Genomic DNA, 18,901 nt, shown 5'->3' with positions numbered 1-18,901 from the left:
CCGGCGGTGGGCCGGGGCCACGGTGGTCGTTGCGGCGCGCAACGGGCGCGGTCCGTGCCCGGCACCGCGGTTTCGTGCCGGACGCGCGACGATGGTCCGATGGCCGACGGCGCGCGCCCCGACGACGAGATCCGCTTCAGCGTCGAGGCGGCCGACACGGAGGCGTCGCGAGCGATCGCGGCGGCGTTCGTGGCCGACCTCAGCAGCCGCTACCCCGGGCTCGACCCCGCCGCGTTGCCGAGCCCGTCGCCGGACGAGCTGCGACCGCCGGACGGCGCCTGGGTCGTCGTCCGGCGGGGCGAGGAGCCGGTCGGCTGCGGCGGGATCCGGCGGCTCGACGACGAGACCGGGGAGGTCAAGCGGGTCTACCTCGCGCCGGCCGTCCGTGGCCGCGGGGTCGCCGCACGGCTGATCGAGCGGCTCGAGGACGAGGGCCGGACGCTCGGCTGGCGGCGCATGCGGCTCGACACCGGCGATCGTCAGCCGGAGGCGCTGGCCCTCTACCTGCGGCTCGGCTACCGCGAGATCGACGACTACAACGGCAACCGGGCGGCGAGCTACTGGCTGGAGCGGGAGCTGTAGGAACAGGTTCCAACGCCCCCCCCGGTCTGGTGGCCGGGACGGAAAGGCCGCTGACCACCGGGCCCCGCCGCGTAGACTCGACGGGGTGCACGGGGAGTCCATCGGGCGCGGCATCGTAGCCGTGGCCGACAGCGATCCGGTCGGCCGGTCCAGGACCGGCGTCGAGGCCGACGCCGTGACCACCGGTGGGACCGCCGCGGGGGCAGGGACCGCCGTCGCCGGAACGAGCAGCGTCGCGCCGCTCGTCGACGGCTTCGGGCGTGTGATCCGGGACCTGCGCGTCTCGGTGATCGACGTCTGCAACCTGCGGTGCACCTACTGCATGCCGGAGAGCGGGCTCGCGTGGCTGCCGAAGGACCAGCGGTTGAGCGACGACGAGACGATCCGGCTGGTCGAGGTGCTCGCGGGGCTCGGGGTCCGGACCGTCCGCGTGACCGGCGGCGAGCCGCTGGCGCGTCCGCGTCTGGCCGAGCTGATCGCCCGGATCGACGCGGTCCCGGAGATCGAGGAGATCTCGATGACGACCAACGGCGTGCAGCTGGAGCGCCACGCCGAGGCGCTCGTCGCGGCCGGGCTGCGACGGGTCAACGTCTCGATCGACACGATCGACCCCCAGCGCTTCGCCGAGCTGACCCGCCGCGACGTGCTGCCGAAGGTCCTGCGCGGGATCGCGGCGCTGCGCCCGTACCGCGAGACGGTGCAGGTCAAGGTCAACGCGGTCGCGCTGCGCGGGATCACCGAGCACGCGGCGATCGACCTCGTCGGCTTCGCCCGCGAGCACGGCCTGCAGCTGCGGTTCATCGAGGTGATGCCGTTGGACGCCGAGGGCAATTGGACTCCGACCGACGTCCTGACCGGCGAGCAGCTGCGGGAGATCATCGGCCAGCGCTGGGCGGTCGACGCGCTGCCGCGGGTGCCGTCCTCGACGGCCCGGGTCTTCCGCTTCCGCGACGGCGGAGGCGAGGTCGGCTTCATCAGCTCGGTCTCGGAGTCGTTCTGCGGCGACTGCGATCGGATCCGCCTGACCGCCGACGGGCAGCTGCGGACCTGCCTCTTCTCGCACGACGAGACCGATCTGCGCGGCGCGATCCGCGACGGGGCGAGCGACGCCGAGCTGGTGACGATGATCCGGCGCGCGGTCGGGGACAAGCAGTGGGGCCACGAGATGCACAAGCCCGGCTTCCGGCCCCCGGAGCGCCCGATGAGCGCGATCGGCGGATGACGCCGGTGGGGGAAGATCCAGCGATGGCCGACGCGGCGCCCGACACCACGACGATCCAGGGCTGGCTGGCCGCGTTCGCGGAGCAGACCGGGGGCGCGCCGCCGACCTCGGACGAGCTGCGCGAGCTGCTCGACCTCGCCCGCCACGCGGCCCATCGCTCGCAGCGCCAGGCGGCGCCGATCGCCTGCTGGATCGCGGGCCGCAGCGGCCGGCCGGTCTCCGAGGTGCTCGCGCTGGTCGAGGCCGACGAACGGCTGCGGGCACCGGAGCAGTAGCACCGGAGGGGCGCGGACCCGAGCCGCTCCTGGTCGGCGAGGGGCGCTGCGAACCGGCTCGGCCGGTTCAGTCGTCGCCGGCCGGGTCTTCCAGGGCCGCGAGCTGCTCGGGCCGGTTGACGTTCACGAGCAGCGACGCCGGATCGCCGAATGCGATCAGGGCGTCGTCGCCCAGCTCGACCGCCCCGAGCTCGAGGACGGTCCGGACGACCGGGGCACCGGCGCTGGCCGCGGCGTCGAGCGCGTCGACCAGGGCGGGATCGAACCGCGCCAGCAGCGGATGCCGGCGGCCGCCGGCGTGCACGATCACCAGCGGCTCGGGGCGAGCGGCGAGCAGCGCCAGCAGACCCGGGGGCACCCGCGGCATGTCGACGGGCAGCGTCACCAGCGGTCGGCCGGCCCAGCGCAGCGCCGCGGCGACGCCCACCAGCGGGTGCTGCGGCCGGTCGGGCTCGGGGCAGCGGGGGACGTCGAGCGGCCCCAGCGGGGTGGTGGCCTTGGCGACCACCAGCGGCGGCAGCCCGGCGGCGCGAGCGGCGGCGATCGCGTGGTCGAGCAACGAGCGGCCGGCGAGCGGGACCAGCGCCTTCGGGGTGCCCATCCGCCGCGAGCGGCCGCCGGCGAGGATCGCCACCGGGACCGGGGGGGCCACGAGCGAGGAGCGTGTTGCGGCCACCTCGGTCGACCCCGGCGGGGCCACGTCGGGCGGCCCCGGCGAGGACGGGGGACGGACGGCCATGCGGGCAGTCTGACGGCAACGGGAGACCGACCCGGACGGGGCGGTCGTGGGCCCGTACCATCCGCCCGATGGCCGGTCCCGCGACGCTGACGAGCTACCACGAGGCCCTGTCCGCGGCGATCGCCGTCGGGACCGCGGCACCGACGACGATCGACGTGCTGGCGATCGCCGCCGCCGCGGGCGCTGTGACCGCCGAGGACGTGGCGGTGCCGATCGCGCTGCCGCGGTTCGACGGCTCGGCGATGGACGGCTACGTCGTCCGCGCGGCCGACACCGTCGCGGCCGAGGCGACCCGTCCGGCCCGCCTCGAGCTGGTCTCCGAGTCGCGTGCCGGTCACCCGAGCGCACTCGTGCTGCGCCCGGGACAGGCGATGCGGATCAGCACCGGGGCACGGATCCCGGCCGGGGCCGACGCCGTCGTCCGGGTCGAGGACACGCAGCCGGACGGCGACGACGCGGTCCTGGTCCGGGTCGCGGTCACGGCCGGGCACGACGTCCGCCCGGCCGGCGAGGACGTGACCGCGGGCGAGACCGCCGTGCACGCGGGCGACCGGCTCGATCCGGGCCGGATCGCGCTGCTCGGCGGCATCGGGATCGCCACGGTCCGCTGCCGGCGCGCGCCGACGGTGACGGTGCTCGCGACCGGCGACGAGGTCGTGCCCGCGGGCCAGCCGCTCGGGGAGGGCGACGTCCACGACGTCAACGGGCTGGCGATCCCGGCGCTGCTGCGCGCCGCGGGCGCGGGCGAGGTCGACGTGCTCCGGGTCGGCGACGACCGGGGGGCGACGATCGCCGCGCTGGCCGGCGCCCGCGGCGACGTGATCGTCAGCTGCGGCGGCGTCTCGGTCGGCAACCACGACCACATCCGGCCCGCGCTGGAGGCGCTCGACGCCCGCCAGGAGGTCTTCGGGATCGCGCTCCAACCGGGCAAGCCGACCTGGATCGGCAGCCTCGGCGGTCGGCCCGTCTTCGGCCTCCCCGGCAACCCGGCGTCGGCGCTGGTGACCGCCGCGCTCTTCGTGGCCCCCGCGCTGCGGGCGATGACCGGTCAGGCACCGGCCGCGAGGCGCTGGGGACGGCTGGTCGGCGACGGCCCCGGGGACGGCCGGCGGATGCGGGCGCTGCGGGCGGTTGCCGTTCCGGGGCCCGACGGCGTGCTCGGGGTCCGGGTCCTCGGCCCCCAGCACTCGCACCGGCTGCGACCGTTGGCCGAGGCCGATCTGCTCGCGCTGATCCCGCCCGCCGAGGCGGCGCCGGTCGCCGGGACCCTCGTCGAGCTGGTGGCGATCCCGGGCGCCGACCGGCGCTGATCGGACTCGCCCGGCAACCGCGAGAATGGACCGATGAGCGAGACACGGATTCGGGTCGAGGTACGGCTGTTCGCCGTCCTGCGCGAGCGGGCCGGCACCGATCGGCTCGAGCTGGAGCTGCCGGTCGCCACGACCGCGGGCGAGGCCTGGGAACGGACCTGGACCAGCCTCGGGACCCCGGCCCCGCTCGCCCGGACGGCCGTCGCGCTGGCGGTCAATCGCGAGTACGTGGCGGCGGACGCACCGCTGGCCGACGGCGACGAGCTGGCGCTGATCCCGCCGGTCAGCGGCGGCGCGCCGGTTGATGGAGAGGAGCCCGGTGCTGCCCACCACGTCGACGTCTCGGCCGCGCCGCTCGACCAGGCGGCGCTGCACGCGCGGGTGGCGCGCCCGTCGGCCGGCGCGATCGTGGTCTTCAGCGGGATGCCCCGCGACGTGCCGCAGCTCGACTACGAGGCGCACGAGCAGATGGCGCGCGAGCGGATGCTGGCGATCGTCAGCGAGGTCGCCGCCCGCCACGGGGCCTGCGCGATCGCCGCCGAGCACCGTGTCGGCCCGGTCCCGGCGCTGGAGCCGGCCGTCGTCGTGGCGGTCTCGACGCCGCACCGGGCCGCCGCGTTCGCGGCCGCCCGCGAGGCGCTCGACCGGATCAAGGCCGAGGCCCCGATCTGGAAGCGCGAGGTCGGCGGCGGGAGCGGGACCTGGGTCGCGGGTACGGTGCCGGCCGTCGGCGCGACCCCGGCGGAGGTCGGCGCGGGGGTCCCGGCGCACGCGGAGGACGTGGCGGCCGAGACGACGGCGACCACCGCGGTGCCCGCCGCGGCCGGAGCCCCGACGGCCTCCCCCGACCCGGTCGGCCTGCTCCCGCACCTCCGCGCCGACGGGGGCGCGACGATGGTCGACGTCGGCGCGAAGGCGATCACCGAGCGGCGGGCGATCGCCGCGGCCGTGGTCTCGATGGCGCCCGCGACGGCGGAGCTGATCCGGCGCGGCGACCTGCCGAAGGGCGACGTGCTCGGGGTCGCCCGGATCGCCGGCACGATGGCCGCCAAGCGCGTGCCCGAGCTGGTCCCGCTGGCCCACCCGCTGCCGCTGACGAAGGTCGACGTGCGGGCGGAGGTCGTGCCGGCTGCGGGTCAGGTGCGGATCGAGGCGGAGGCCCGGACGGTCGGCAAGACCGGGGTCGAGATCGAGGCGATGATGGCCGCGCTGGTCGCGGCGATCAACGTCTACGACATGGTCAAGGGCGTCGAGCGGGGCGTGGTCGTCGGGCCGGTCACGCTGATCGCCAAGAGCGGCGGGCGCAGCGACTTCAGCGGGCCGGCCCCGTGGGAGGGCACGGCAGACGGGGCCCGCCCGCCGGCGATCGACGGCGCCGCGTCGACCGCGACCGCGTCCGAGGGCCCCGCGGAGGCACGCGCTTCCGCGGCGTCGTCCGCCCCGGCCCCGCGCGACGCGCCGAAGCCGCTCGATCCGCCGGTCCGGGTCGGTCTGGTCACCGTCAGCACCTCACGGGCGGGCGGGCCGCCGGACGATCCCGGAAGCGTCGCCCTGCGCGAGCTGGCCGCCGGTCTCGGGGCGGAGGCGGTCGCGGCCGAGCGGGTCGTCGACGACGCCGACGCGATCGGGGCGGTGCTGCGCCGGCTGGCCGACGACGGCTGCGACGTGATCCTGACCGCCGGCGGAACCGGTTGCACCGTCGACGACGTCACGCCGGAGGCGACGCTCGCCGTCTGCGAGCGGCAGGTGCCCGGGATCGCCGAGGCCCTGCGCCTGGCCTCGCGCGAGCACACCCACGCCTGGCCGCTCTCCCGCGGGGTCGCGGCGATCCGCGGACGCACGCTGGTGGTCAACCTGCCGGGGACCCCGAAGGCCGCGGCCGAGGCGCTGCCGGTCCTGCGGCCGGTCCTGACCCACACCGTGCGGTTGCTGCGGCGCTGAGGCCGGGGCGGCGTCGACCTGCGGGCGGCGCCGCGGCGGCTCAGGCCGTGACGTCGTGGCCGGTGGGACGCACGTAGAGCAGCCCGTCGCGCTCGACCGCGTCGTGGAGCGGCACCCGGCGGGTCCCGACGCCGAGCGCGCCGTTGGTCAGGTCGACCTGCCAGCCGTGGTCGGGGCAATGGGCGGCGTGCCCGCGGACCCGGCCGGCCTCCGGTCGGTCGTGCACGTACGGGCAGACGGCACCGACCGCGACGTAGCGGTCGGCCAGCCGGAAGACCGAGAGACGGTGGCCGCCGACGATCGCGCGGCGACCCTCCAGCAGCGGGATGTCGCCGGCCAGGCCGATCAGGCGGAAGCCGTCGTGGAGCAGCGCCGCACCGGCGCCGGGAGCAAGCGCGCGGCCCGCGCACATGCGGATGGCGCGCGGGCCGCCGGGGGGCGAGATCAGCGTGTCGTGCATCGTCTGCGGCGTAGACTAGGAGCGCCCCGACGGGCGGCCGTTGGCCCGTTGGAGCAGCTCGACGGCGACCGCTTGTCCGTTCGTGAGAATCGCCGTCGCCCGTGCTCCGAGCGGCCGCGAGGCGGCCTCGGCCCCGGCCCCCACAGCCGGGGTCAGCCGACCTCCGCGACCGCCCGCCCGGCGGCCAGCAGCGCCTCGACGCGGCTGGCGCAGCCCCCGCAGCCGCCGGAGGCCCCCGTCCGGGCGCGGACGGCGGCGAGGCTGTCGTCACCGTCGGCGATCGCCGCCCGGATCGTCCCGGCCCGGACCTGGTTGCAGGAGCAGACGAGTCGGTCGTCGGGCACCGCCTGGGGGCCGCCGCCCCCCACGACCTCGGCGAGCAGCTCGTCGGGGACCGCGGCGACCCCGTCCGCGAGCTCGGAGAGCGGACCGGCGAGGCCGAGATCCCCGAGCAGGACGGCCCCGGCCAGGCGACCGTCGCGCAACGACAGCCGCCGGTAGACCCCGCGGCGGGTGTCGATCGACATCACCTCGTCGATCTCGTCGTCGTCGCTGTCGAACCACGGCTGGCCGCAGGCGAAGAGGTCGATCCCGACGATCTTCAACGTGGTCGCGAGCGAGCTGCCCTGATAGCCGGCGGGCTGCCCGGCGAGGGTCGCGCCCGCCACCTTCGCCTGGGCGGCGATCGGCGGCCAGAGCCCGTACGTGACCCCGCGGTGCTGCGCGCACTCGCCGACCGCCCAGACGTTCGGGGCGCTGGTCCGCAGCTCATCGTCGACGACGATCGCGCTGTCGCAGACCAGGCCCGAGCGCTTGCCGACGACGATCTCGGGCCGGATCCCGGTGGCGAGCACGACCAGGTCGCTGGCCAGCTCGTCGCCGCCGACGAACCGCACCCCGGTGACCGCGCCGTTCCCGACGATCCGCTCGGTCTGCTGCTCGAGCAGCAGCTGGACGCCCAGCTCGCGGACCCGGCGCTCCAGCAGTCGCGCGGCACCGCGGTCGAGCTGGCGCTCCATCAGCCGCTCGCCGAGGTGGACGATCGTGACCGACGCGCCGTGCGCGGCCAACCCGGCGGCGGCCTCGAGGCCGAGCAGGCCGCCGCCGATCACGGTCACCATCGCCCCCTGGCGGACGGCCGCGTTGAGCCGCGCGGCGTCGGCGCGGGTCCGGAACGGGACCACGCCGGCCAGGTCGAGCCCGAGGATCGGCGGCATCGCCGGCCGCGAGCCGGTGCAGACGACGGCCTTGTCGTAGCCGATCCGCTCGCCGCCCTCCAGCACGACCTCGCCGACGTCGGTGTCGAGCCGGTCGACCCACGTCCCCAGGCGCAGGTCGATGTCGTGGGCGGCGTACCACTCGGGGGGCCGCAGGACGACGTCCTCGCGGGGGTCGGGGCCGACGAGCTTCGAGATCTTGACCCGGTCGTAGGGCGGGTCGGGCTCGCCGGCCAGGATCGTCGTCTCCCAGCGGGCGGAGCTGCGGTGGGCGAACGCGGCCTCGAGCACGGCGACTGACGCCATCCCGCCGCCGACGATCACCAGGCGCTCGCGCTTCGGACGGCGTCGACCCGGTCGCTCCCCGGCCGCGGCCGGCCCGGCGGCGTCGTGCTCCTCCGTCGCGTCCGGCAGCGCCTCGGCGACCAGCGACTCGACCCGGACGGCGATCGCCTTCAGCTCGGGCTGGCGCGAGACGGGATCGGTCGCGTCGTGGCTGAGGTCGTTGACCTGACCGGTGCCCGGGGCGGCGTGCAGCGCGCCCCAGTGGAACGGCGCGAACGCCACGCCCTCGCGGATCACGGCGTCCCCGTCCGTCGCGCGGATCCGGGCCCGGACGATCGTGCTGCCGCGCCGCGAGACCAGCCGCACGCGCTCGCCGTCGCCGACCCCGGAGCGGACCGCGTCGTCGGGGTGCAGCTCGACGAACGGCTCGGGGTCGGCGGCCAGCAGGTCCGGGGCCTTGCCGGTCCGGGTCATCGTGTGCCACTGCCCGCCGACCCGGCCGGTGGTGAGGACCAGCGGATGCTCGTCGTCGGTCGGCTCGGCGAGGCCGCCGACGTCCAGGCGCCCGAGCCGGGCGCGGCCGGACGGGGTCGGGAAGCGGTGGTCGGGGTAGAGCCGGGGCGCGTGGGTGGCCGGGTCGACGGGCGCCGGCGGGTCGGCGGCGTCGGCGGTCGTGCCCGCCGCGCCGTCGGTGGTCTCCGCCACGGCCGGCCGGTCAGCGCCCGTCAGGTCGGCGGCGTGCGGCCGCGCCTCGCCGGCCCCGCCGATCCCTCGCGCGTGGTCGTCGCGCGCCGCGTCCTCGCGGGTGAACGGCCAGCGGATGCTGCCGTCCCGGCCGAGGCGGGCGTGGGTGACGCCGGTCTGGTCGCAGACCCGGCCGGCGGTCAGGCCGGTGAACTCGGCGTGGACGGCGGCCGCGTCGGGCCAGGCGAACTGCGCCGGCCAGCCGAGCGCGGCCCCGAGCCGGGCCAGGATCTGCCAGTCGGGCAGGGCCTCGCCGGGGGCCGGGAGGGCCTTGCGCATCAGCGTCACCCGGCGCTCGGAGCCGGTCATCGTCCCGGCCTTCTCCGGCCACGCGGCGGCAGGCAGGGCGAGCTGGGCCAGGCTCGAGGTCTCGGTCGGGTGGTAGGCGTCCTGGACCACCAGCAGCTCGGCGCGGGCCAGCGCCTCCCGGACCTTCGCGCTGTCGGGCAGGCTGACGGCCGGATTGGTGGCGATCACCCAGACGGCCTTGACGCTGCCGTCGTGGAGCGCGTCGATCAGGTCGGTCGCGACCAGCCCCGGCTCGGCGCTGATCCCGGCGGCGTCGTCGGGCAGGTCCCAGTAGGCGGCGACCTCCGCCCGCTGCTCCGGGTCGCGCGCGTCGCGGTAGCCCGGCAGCAGGCTGGCGAGCCCGCCGACCTCGCGGCCGCCCATCGCGTTCGGCTGACCGGTCAGCGAGAGCGGGCCGGCGCCGGGCCGACCGATCTGGCCGGTGGCGAGGCAGAGTGCGTGCAGCGCCCGGTTCTTGTCGGTCCCGACCGTCGACTGGTTGGCGCCCATCGTCCACAGCGCCATCGCCGCGCCGGCCCCGGCGAAGCGGTGGGCGGCCTCGCTCAGCCGCGCCTCGTCGACCCCGCTGACCCGGGCGGCGCGCTCCGGCGGCCACTCGGAGAGCTGCCCCCGCAGCTCCTCCCAGCCCTCGGTGTGGGCGCCGAGGAACCCCTCGTCGAGCAGCCCGTCGCGCTCGATCACGTGCAGCATCCCCAGCAGCAGCGGGATGTCGGCCCCGGGCAGGACGGGCAGGTGGAGGTCGGCCGCGACCGCGGTCGGGGTCCGGCGCGGATCGACCACGATCACGAACGCGCCGGCCCGCTGCCGGTCGCGGATCCGCTGCCACACGATCGGATGGCAGGCGGCGGTGTTGGAGCCCAGCAGCAGCAGGCAGTCGGCCTGGTCGAGGTCGTCGTAGGACGGCGGCGGGCCGTCGCTGCCGAAGGTCGCCTTGTAGCCGGCGACGGCCGAGCTCATGCAGAGCCGCGAGTTCGAGTCGACCGTGTTGGTGCCGATGAAGCCCTTGGCGAGCTTGTTGACGACGTAGTAGTCCTCGGTCAGCAGCTGGCCGGAGACGTAGAAGGCGACGGCGCCGGGCCCGTGCTCGTCGATGATCGCCCGCAGCCGCTCGGCGGCCCAGCCGATCGCCTCGTCCCAGCCGACGTCGCGCCAGGGGCCGTCCGGCCGATCGCGTCGCCGCGGGACGAGCGCCCGGTCCTTGGCGTGGACGGCGGACGGCAGCGCGACCGGCTTGGCGCAGGTCCGGCCGCGGTTGACGGGGTGGTCGGGATCGCCCTCGACGCGCAGCAGGCGGCCCTCGGCGACGGTCGCGCGGAGCCCGCAGCCGACGCCGCAGTACGGGCAGCCGGTGCGGACGACCCGGGGCACGGTGCCGCTGGCGCCGGGCACGCTCACCGTCCGGCCGCCGTCGCGCCGGCCGGGTCAGCGGCGGCGTCGCTCGCCTCCGGGGCCAGCCGCACGTAGAGCAGACCGTCGTGCTCGACGACCTCGTGCAGCGGCATCCGCTCGTCGCGGCCGACGACCGTCCCGGTCAGGAGGTCGAGCCGCCAGTTGTGCAGCGGGCAGGTGACGCAGCCGTCGGCCACGATCCCGTCCGAGAGTGGCCCGCCGCGGTGGGGGCAGGCGGCGTCGACGGCGGCGAACCCGCTCGGCAACCGGAAGACCGCGACCCGGCGGTCACCGACGGTCGCCCGCCGGCCCTCGAGCATCGGCACGTCCGACGCGACGCCGACGTACGCGAAGCCCGCCGCCCGCAGCTCGTCGTTCGCGTCGCCGGGGCCCGTCGCCCGGGTGCCGGTGATGGCGCGGGGAAGCTGGTCGCGGCTGGTCACGGTCTCAGGCATCGGTCGGCTTCCGGGTGGTGGTGGTCGCGGGGACGCGGGTGATCGAGAGCGAGCCGCCCGAGGCGCGCGCGGCCCCCGGCGGCGGCCCGATCGCGGCCGCCTCGCTGTCGAGCTCGGCGAACTGCTTCGGGTGGACGGGCTCGCGGCGCTCGCGCCAGGGGTCGGGGTCGGCGGCGGCCTTGGCGATCCGGAACCGCTCGCGCAGCCGCTCCGGCTCGCCCGAGGCCTCGTCGAGCACCGCCTGCTTGATCACGTCGAGCCCGATCCGGTCGACGAACGGCGCCGTCCGCTCCAGGTAGTCGCCGTGCTCGCGGTAGTACTGGAGGAAGGTCACCGCCGTCCGCAGCGCCTCGTCCTTGGTCGTGACCCGCGCCAGCAGCTGGGTCTGGCGGATCGTGCCGGCGCCGGCCCCGCCGATCGAGATCTCCCAGCCGCCCTCGATCGCGACCAGGCCGATGTCCTTGATCAGCGACTCGGCGCAGTTGCGGGGGCAGCCGGAGACGGCCAGCTTGACCTTGTGCGGGGTGTAGAGGCCCTCGATCAGCTCCTCGAGCTCGATCCCGGCGGCCATCGAGTCGCCGAGGCCGAAGCGACAGAACTGCTGGCCGACGCAGGTCTTGACCGTCCGGACCGCCTTGGCGTAGGCGTGGCCCGAGGGCATGTCGAGCGCCTCCCAGACCGCCGGCAGGTCCTCCTTCCGGATCCCGAGCAGGTCGATCCGCTGGCCGCCGGTGACCTTCACGCAGGGCACGTCGAAGCGCTCGGCGACGTCGGCGATCCGGCGCAGCTCCGACGGCGTCGTGACGCCGCCGCGCATCCGCGGGACGACCGAGAACGTGCCGTCGTTCTGGATGTTGCCGTGGACGCGGTCGTTGATGAAGCGGGCGTGGCGCTCCTCGCGGTGCTGGTTCGAGTTGACCTCACTGATGAGGTAGGCCAGTCCCGGCTTGCAGGCCCCGCAATCGCGGCCGGCCCCGCAGGCCGCCGACAGCGCGGAGACCGACTCGAGGCCCTGCTCGCGGGCGACGGCGGCGAGCTGCTCGCGGGTCTGCTTGCGGCACGGGCAGAGGTAGGTCGCCTCCTCGACCTGGCCGCCGCGGACGACCCGCAGCAGCTCGCTGACGGTCGGCTTGCACGACCCGCAGCCGGCGCCGGCGCGGGTGGTGGCGACGACCTCCTGGGTCGACCCGAGGTCGTGCTCGGTGATCGCCCGCACGATCTCGCCCTTGCAGACGCCGTTGCAGTTGCAGATCTGGGCCGTGTCGGGCAGGTCGGCGGGGGAGGCCTGCGAGGCCTCGGCGAGCAGCTCCAGCGGATCGTCGACCTCGCGCCCGTTCTTGACCCCGTCGAGCAGCAGCTCGTGGCCGCGGACGTCGCCGATCAGGATCGCTCCGGCGAGCCGGCCGTCGCGGACCACGAGCTTGCGGTAGACGCCGGCGGCGATGTCGCTGACCGCGGCGCTGACCGGTCGGCCCAGGACGGGCGCGCCGTTGGGCGAGCCGGAGGCGGCCGGGGTGGCGTCGGGCCCGGGGTCGCTGGTGGCGTCGCCGATCGACACCAGGTCGACGCCCATCACCTTCAGCTTGGCGGAGAGGATCGAGCCGGTGTAGAGCGGCGCTCCGGCCGTCCCGGGGAGGTCGCCGTCCTCGACCTCCATCCCGTCGCCGGCCGCGTCGAGCATCAGCAGCGTCTCGGCCGCGACCCGCGCCTGCTCGTGGATCGGGGCGACGATCCCGTAGACCGTGCCGCGGTGCTGGGCGCACTCGCCGACCGCGAGCACGTGCGGGTGCGAGGTCCGCAGACGGTCGTCGACGACGATCCCGCGCTCGCAGACGAGGCCGGCGGCGCACGCCAGATCGGTCCGCGAGCGGATCCCGATCGCGACCACGACCAGCCCGCAGTCGAGCTGCTCGTCGTCGACGAAGCGGAGCCCGCGGGCACGGTCGGGGCCGAGGATCAGCTTCGTCTGGCGCTCGAGCAGGACGGTCACGCCGAGCGCGCGGAGGGCCGGCTCCAGCAGCTCGGCCGCGGCCCCGTCGAGCTGGCGCTCCATCAGCCGGTCCATCAGGTGGACGACCGTCACCGGAGCCCCCTGCGAGGCGACCCCGTAGGCGGCCTCGAGCCCGAGCAGCCCGCCGCCGATCACGGCCACCTCGGTCCCGGCCGCGGCGGCGCGGCGGATCGTCTGGCAGTCCTCGGGGCCGCGGAACGGGATCACCCCGGCCAGCCCGATCCCCGGCAGCGGCGGCATCAGCGGCTCGCTGCCGGTGCAGAGCACGACCCGGCCGAAGCCGATCGCGTCGCCGGACCGCAGCGTCGCGCGCCGGGACTCGGGGTCGAGGGCGACGACCGGATCGCCGACGACCGTGGTGATCCGCTGGTCGGCGTACCAGTCGTCGGGGCGCAGCCGCAGCGCCTCCGGGTCCTTGCCGTCGACGAGCAGGTGCGAGAGCGACACGCGGTCGAACGGCAGCCGCGGCTCCTCGCAGATCATCGTCACGGTCAGCTCGCTGCTGCGCTCCCGCAGCGCCTCGCTGACCGCCTGGCCGGCGATCCCGCCGCCGATCACGAGCACGTCGGTCGAGCGGGTCGGGGGCGGCAGGGTGGGGGACGTCGTCATCGTTCCGCCCTCCCCTAGACCTGGACGCCGGATTCGGTGGCGGTCGTCCAGCCCCGCCGCCAGTGGACCCGGCTGATCGCCATCCCGCCGAGCGCGGCCAGCGCGACCGCGGCGACGATCGCCAGCGGCGCCGAGTAGCTGCCGGTCAGGTCGCGGCCGTAGCCGAGCAGGATCGGCAGCAGGAACCCGCCGAGGCCGCCGAACGCGCCGACCAGGCCGGTGACCGCGCCGACGTTGCGGCCCGAGTAGCGGAGCCCGACGAGCTGGAAGACCGCGCCGTTGCCGAGTCCGAGCGTCCCGATCGTGGCGACCAGCAGCAGCTCGATCGCCGTCACCGAGCTGCTGGCGGCGAGCGCGACGAACAGCGTCGTCGCGGTCGCGTAGACGCCGAGCAGGACCTTGGTCCCGCCGAGGCGATCGGCCAGCAGCCCGCCGACCGGGCGCAGCAGGCTGCCGCTGGCGGCGCCGAGCGCGATCCAGACGCCGGCGGTCACCTGCGAGACCGTGAACTCCGAGTTGAGGTACTTCGGGCCGAAGGTCGTGAGGCCGAGGAAGAAGCCGAACGTGACCGCGTAGAAGCCGCACAGCCGCCAGACGTCGCGGTCGCGCAGCAGCTCGCCGACCGGGGCGGGTGCGGGCTTGCCGGGCGCCTCACGGGCGAAGACCGCGAAGACGACGAAGACCAGCGCCAACGGGATCATCGCCAGGGCGAAGACCTCGTGCCAGCTGAAGGCGCCGGCGATGTCGGCGGGGGCGCACTGGGCGAGCGGGACCCGCTTGCCCGTCGTCGGGTCGATCGACGAGCAGTGCTCGGCGAGGCGCGGGGCGAAGAAGGTCGCGATCACGGTCCCCGAGTTGCCCGCGCCGGCGATCCCCATCGCCAGGCCCTGGAACTTCGGCGGGTACCAGCGGCTGGCCATCGGCAGGCTGACCACGAAGCTCGCTCCCGCCAGGCCGAGCAGCACGCCGATCAACAGCACCGACGGGAAGCTGGTGCCCCAGCGCCAGGCCAGCAGCAGCGGGACGAAGCCCAGCGCGAGCATCACCAGGCCGATCCGGCGCGGCCCGATCCGGTCGACCAGCTGGCCGACGGTGACCCGGAAGAACGCGGCCGACAGCGCCGGGATCGCCACCATCAGGCCGGTCTGGCCGTCGGAGAGGCCGAGCGACGCGCTGATCGGGATGCTCAGCGCTCCGAGCAGGACCCAGCAGAGGAAGCTGACGTCGAAGTGGAGAAGGCTGGAGACGAGGGTCGGAACGTGGCCGACTCGTCGGAACTCGGCGAGCTGCATGGGGCACCTTTCACGGGGCGGTCGTTGCCGTCACCCGATCCGGGGCGCCGCCGGGTCGAGCAACGACACCGAGGCTAGGAGGGCTCGCCGGCCGCTCCGTTGGTCTCCTGGCGGAACTGCCCGCGACGAGCTTGTCCCGCCGCAGTTGGACGCCGGGACAAGGCGGACCGGCCCGTCGTCCAACTGGCGCCGGCGCGCGGGGCGCCGTTGGCGCGTGTCCTAGGCCGCGCCGACGGGTGCCCGGGGGAACCAGCCGGCCGAGACGACCAGGGTGCCCCCGATCGTGTCGTGGAACGTCCGACGGTCCATCGGGAGGAAGATCGCCAGGGCGTCGGCCACCGCCAGCGGGGTGACGAGCCCGAGCAGCGCTCGGCCGAGGACCTCGCGCTTGACCGCGGAGCGGGTCGTGATCGGCCCGCCGTCCCTGCCGACGACGCGGGTGCCGGTCACCTGCTTGCCGAGGGTCTGGCCGTTGTACTCGCCCGGGCGTGAGATCAGCGCGACGTTGTAGGCCGCCTGCAGGGCGAGCGCCGTCAGCCCGAAGACCGAGACGTTCAACAGCGTGCTCCAGCTGTCGCCCGCGCCCGCCCAGCTGGCGGGGGCGAGGGCTCGGAACAGGACCGTCAAGGGGACGAGCACGGCCAGGTGGTCGAGGATCGAGCCCCCGAGCCGGGCCCACCGCGAGGCCACCATCGCTGCGGCCGGCGGAGGCGTCGCGGGCGGCGGGACCGAGGTCCACGATCGGGCTGGTCGTTGGACCGGGGGTGCCGGGGGCCCGAACGAGTCGAGGACTGGTGGTTGGGTCGGGGGCCCGAACGAGTCGAGGACTGGTGGTTGGGTCGGGGGCCCGAACGAGTCGAGAGCTGGTGGTCGGGCCGGGGGTGCGGGAGGGTCGAACGCGTCGAGGTCTGGTTGCTCGGGCATGGGGTCTCCTGGACGTTCGGACACGACACGTGTCTCGACCGCAGCAGCATAGGTGGCAGCCGCCCGGGCTGCTGCGGTCGGCCGGTGCTCTCGGGGACTAGCTCTGGTCGGACCGGGTGTGGTCGGACCAGGCGCTGCCGTCCCACCAACGAAGGCCGCCCGCGGCCGACGGATCCGGGTACCAGCCGGCCGGCTGGGCGGGAGCGGTGGAGACGGGAGCCGGGGCGGGAGCGGCGTGGGCTCCGGGACCGGCAGCCGCCGTCGGGGCGAAGGCCGCGGTGGCGCCGACCTCGGCTGCGCCGGGGAACACGATGGTCTTCGGGCCGCCCGACGTATCGAGGACCACGGTCGACGCCATCAGGTCGTGGAGCGACTGCCGGCGCTCGTTGCAGAACGCGGCGATCGCGTCGGCGAGCATGTAGAACGGGATCATCCCGAGCACCTGGACGCAGAGGAACTCGCGCAGGAACGCGTCGCCGGTGGTCAGCGGCGCGCCCGTCGTGCGAACGACGCGGACGTCGAGCAGCTGCTTGCCCCACGTCTGTCCGTTGTGGATCCCCTTGCGGGCCAGCATCAGCGTCATGTAGAGGACGTAGACGACGATCAGGACGAGCATCACGATCACGTAGGCCGTGGCCGCCGCGTCGCTGTTCGCGTATCCGTCGCTGTTGGTGAGCAGCACCTCCGCGATGACGAAGACCACGAACAGCGGCACGCCGACGATCAGGACGTCGACGAGCCGGGCGACGAACCGCCGCCCGCGGGAGCCGAGCGGAGCGCCGCCGGAGCTGAGCGGGGCCGCGACGACCGCTGCCGGCGTCGGCGACCACGACGGACCGCCAGGGGCCGTCCGGGGCGCGACCGGCGGCGCGCTCGTGGCCGTCGCGCCGGGCGTGCCGACCGCTGACGCCGTGCTCGCCGCCCCGTTCGGCTCGGATGCAGCCCCGTTCGACTCGGACGCGGTCGCGTCGCTCCAGGCTCGGCCGTCCCACCAGCGCAGGTCGTCGTCCCCACCGGGATCGGGGTACCAGCCGGCGGGCTGGGCGTAGGCCGAGTCCTCTGGCGCCTCCGCGACCGGCGCTCCGGCGGGCGCATCCGCGTCGATCACCACGGTGCTACCGAGCATGTCGTGGAGCGTCCGGCGGTGCTCGGAGAAGAAGATCATGAGCGAGTCGACGAAGCCGAACGGCGGGAGGACCGCGAGCAGTGCGCGGACGAGCTCCCGCTTGGCCGCGCCACCGGGCGTGAGCGGTTGGCCGTCCTTGCGCACGACTCGGGTGCCGACGATCTGCTTGCCGACGGTCTGGCCGTTGCGCGCACCGCTCCGGGACAGCAAGACGACGGAATAGACGAAGAACGCGACGACCAGCAGGAGCGCTACCGCCCCGGACGCCAGCAACGCGGTCGGGCCGTTGGTGTCGTCGGCCCAGTCGGCGGGTCGGCTCACGTCGAACACGAAGTAGACCGGTGCGGAGACGAGGACCGTGTCCGTGACCCAGGCCCCGAGCCGCGCCCACCGCGAAGCCAACGCCGCCTCCGCCCCGGAGGTGATCCCCGCGCCGTCGCCGTCGCCGGTGTCGGATGGATCCGCGGAGTCGGACGGGTCTGGTTGCGCTTGATCGGCAGCAGCGGCTGGACGACCGAAGGGATCGTGGACTGGTTGCTCGGACATGGGGCCTCCTGGGTGGCGTCGATCACGACACGCGTCGTGATCGCCGCAGCATAGGGCGGGCAGGTCGCCCGCGAGCTACTGGAGCTCGCCGGTCACGGTCAGGGTCACCTGATCGCCCGCGACCCGCCCCCGCACGTCGTCGATCCGGAGGGCCGGGTTCTCGAAGACGGTGAAGCGCAGCAGCGAGGCGAGCCCGCCGTCGGGGGAGACCTCGACCCGCCCGTCGCTGGCCGTCACCACCGTGCGGACCTTGCTGCTGACCCCGAGCACGCTGACCGTCGCCTCGAACCGCGGGCGCCCGTCGCCCTGGTCCGGCAACGCGGTCAACGTGCCGCCGCTCGGGACCATCGTCGCCAGGTCGGCGACCGAGACGTCGCCCGTCGCCTCGAGCCGCCCGTCGCGGAGCTTGGCGTGGACGTTGCGCAACGTCAGCTGGTCGACCGACATCTCGCCGATCCGGGCGTCGAGCCGCGAGACCTTCTTCGCCCGCCGCAGGCTCTCGCTCAGCGAACCCCCGGCGTCCTGGAACGTCGGGCTCGTGATCCGCAGCCGATCGACGCGCCCGAAGGCCAGCTTCCAGGCCGGATAGGCCTTGACGGTCACCTTCGCCGCCGGGTCGCCGATCTCGGACCGGACCTCCTTCGCGGCGATCGCGGGCAGGATGAGCTGTCCGGCGACGAGCAGGACGAGCACCACGGAGACGGCCGCCAGTGCGATCCGGCGGCGCGTCCAGGCGCCTCGCCTCCACATGGGGAGCATCGTACGCACCCGCGGCTCCGACGCGGGAGCTTGCCGCCACGACGGGTGCGAACCCTACGGTCGACCGCCCGTCGGCGGGACCGTTCGGCGTGATCGCCACCCACGGGGTTCTCCGATCGGATAGAACGACGGGACACCCCGGATCGGCCAGCTCGGCGGTCCTCCACACCATCGCGAAGGGATCTACGGTGCCCACCTACGTCCTGCTCACGCGCTTGTCCCCGGACGGCGTGCAGACGATCAAGAACAACCCGCAGCGCATCCGTGAGGTGAACAAGGAGGTCGAGGCGCTCGGGGGCTCGGTCACGGCCCAGTGGGCGGTGCTCGGGCAGTACGACTTCATCAACGTCGTCGAGGCCCCGGACGAGCAGACGATCGCGCGGATCTCGCTCGAGCTGTCGTCCCGTGGGACGGGGAGCTTCGAGACGCTGACGGCGATTCCGGTCGACGACTTCATCGCCGGCATCTAGCGCAGTTACGTCTGAGGCGGCCGTATGCCGTCGCATCTCGGCACGCACGACGCTCGGCAGGGCTAGCGCCCACCTCTCGCATCGCGCGCACCGACCTGCTCGGCCTACGGCCACCTCAGACGCAACTGCCGCGGTTGGTGTGACGCGCATCTCGGCACGCACGACGCTCGGCAGGGCTAGCGCCCACCTCTCGCATCGCGCGCACCGACCTGCTCGGCCTACGGCCACCTCAGACG

General features: G+C 75.2%; 15 protein-coding genes. 6 read left to right on the top strand and 9 right to left on the bottom strand.

Annotated features, from left to right (window positions below; all coding sequences use genetic code 11):
- Positions 1–99: 99 nt before the first annotated feature.
- The 3 genes from ACVUH9_RS21015 (at position 100) to ACVUH9_RS21005 (ending at position 2,079) form a co-directional block, all read left to right on the top strand.
- A complete protein-coding gene (locus ACVUH9_RS21015) occupies positions 100–582 on the top strand; it encodes a GNAT family N-acetyltransferase (RefSeq protein WP_475760574.1) in 483 nt (160 codons plus the stop codon).
- A gap of 85 nt (positions 583–667) precedes the next feature.
- Positions 668–1,804, top strand: coding sequence for a GTP 3',8-cyclase MoaA (gene moaA / locus ACVUH9_RS21010; RefSeq protein ID WP_475760572.1), 1,137 nt, complete (start codon positions 668–670; stop codon positions 1,802–1,804).
- Between the two features lie 23 nt (positions 1,805–1,827).
- On the top strand, positions 1,828–2,079 hold the full coding sequence (locus ACVUH9_RS21005; RefSeq protein ID WP_475760570.1) for a DUF6457 domain-containing protein: 252 nt from the start codon (positions 1,828–1,830) through the stop codon (positions 2,077–2,079).
- A gap of 67 nt (positions 2,080–2,146) precedes the next feature.
- Here the strand turns inward: ACVUH9_RS21005 and mobA are convergent, their stop codons facing one another.
- Positions 2,147–2,818, bottom strand: a complete 672-nt coding sequence (mobA, locus tag ACVUH9_RS21000) for a molybdenum cofactor guanylyltransferase (protein WP_475760566.1) — start codon at positions 2,816–2,818, stop codon at positions 2,147–2,149.
- A gap of 68 nt (positions 2,819–2,886) precedes the next feature.
- Between mobA and ACVUH9_RS20995 the strand changes: the two genes are divergently transcribed.
- Both ACVUH9_RS20995 and moaC read left to right on the top strand, forming a co-directional pair.
- On the top strand, positions 2,887–4,128 hold the full coding sequence (locus ACVUH9_RS20995; protein WP_475760564.1) for a molybdopterin molybdotransferase MoeA: 1,242 nt from the start codon (positions 2,887–2,889) through the stop codon (positions 4,126–4,128).
- Between the two features lie 33 nt (positions 4,129–4,161).
- Positions 4,162–6,069 (top strand): cyclic pyranopterin monophosphate synthase MoaC, encoded by a 1,908-nt coding sequence (gene moaC / locus ACVUH9_RS20990; RefSeq protein WP_475760562.1) that lies wholly within the window; start codon positions 4,162–4,164, stop codon positions 6,067–6,069.
- A 40-nt stretch (positions 6,070–6,109) separates the two neighbouring features.
- Here the strand turns inward: moaC and ACVUH9_RS20985 are convergent, their stop codons facing one another.
- The 8 genes from ACVUH9_RS20985 to ACVUH9_RS20950 form a co-directional block, all read right to left on the bottom strand.
- Complete coding sequence (locus ACVUH9_RS20985) at positions 6,110–6,529, bottom strand: Rieske (2Fe-2S) protein (protein ID WP_475760560.1); 420 nt, start codon at positions 6,527–6,529, stop codon at positions 6,110–6,112.
- Between the two features lie 152 nt (positions 6,530–6,681).
- Positions 6,682–10,473, bottom strand: a complete 3,792-nt coding sequence (locus ACVUH9_RS20980) for a molybdopterin-dependent oxidoreductase (protein ID WP_475760558.1) — start codon at positions 10,471–10,473, stop codon at positions 6,682–6,684.
- A gap of 2 nt (positions 10,474–10,475) precedes the next feature.
- Positions 10,476–10,928, bottom strand: coding sequence for a Rieske 2Fe-2S domain-containing protein (locus ACVUH9_RS20975; protein WP_475760556.1), 453 nt, complete (start codon positions 10,926–10,928; stop codon positions 10,476–10,478).
- Positions 10,921–13,548: a nitrite reductase large subunit NirB gene (gene nirB, locus ACVUH9_RS20970; protein WP_475760554.1), complete on the bottom strand. Its 2,628-nt coding sequence runs from the start codon at positions 13,546–13,548 to the stop codon at positions 10,921–10,923. Before nirB ends, ACVUH9_RS20975 begins: the two co-directional genes overlap by 8 nt.
- Before the next feature lie 14 nt (positions 13,549–13,562).
- Positions 13,563–14,840 (bottom strand): MFS transporter, encoded by a 1,278-nt coding sequence (locus tag ACVUH9_RS20965; protein ID WP_475760552.1) that lies wholly within the window; start codon positions 14,838–14,840, stop codon positions 13,563–13,565.
- Positions 14,841–15,059: 219 nt separating this feature from the next.
- On the bottom strand, positions 15,060–15,533 hold the full coding sequence (locus tag ACVUH9_RS20960) for an RDD family protein (protein WP_475760550.1): 474 nt from the start codon (positions 15,531–15,533) through the stop codon (positions 15,060–15,062).
- Positions 15,534–15,861: 328 nt separating this feature from the next.
- Positions 15,862–17,436 (bottom strand): RDD family protein, encoded by a 1,575-nt coding sequence (locus ACVUH9_RS20955; protein WP_475760548.1) that lies wholly within the window; start codon positions 17,434–17,436, stop codon positions 15,862–15,864.
- 75 nt (positions 17,437–17,511) lie between these two features.
- Positions 17,512–18,186 carry a hypothetical protein gene (locus tag ACVUH9_RS20950; RefSeq protein ID WP_475760545.1) on the bottom strand — a complete coding sequence of 225 codons (675 nt, stop codon included), beginning with the start codon at positions 18,184–18,186 and terminating at the stop codon, positions 17,512–17,514.
- A 197-nt stretch (positions 18,187–18,383) separates the two neighbouring features.
- Between ACVUH9_RS20950 and ACVUH9_RS20945 the strand changes: the two genes are divergently transcribed.
- On the top strand, positions 18,384–18,665 hold the full coding sequence (locus ACVUH9_RS20945) for a GYD domain-containing protein (RefSeq protein WP_475760543.1): 282 nt from the start codon (positions 18,384–18,386) through the stop codon (positions 18,663–18,665).
- The last annotated feature ends 236 nt before the right edge of the window (positions 18,666–18,901 follow it).

It is taken from the genome of Patulibacter ginsengiterrae (assembly GCF_056269115.1).
Note: the sequence above shows the minus strand (reverse complement) of the source record. Positions and strands in the feature narration are given on the sequence as shown.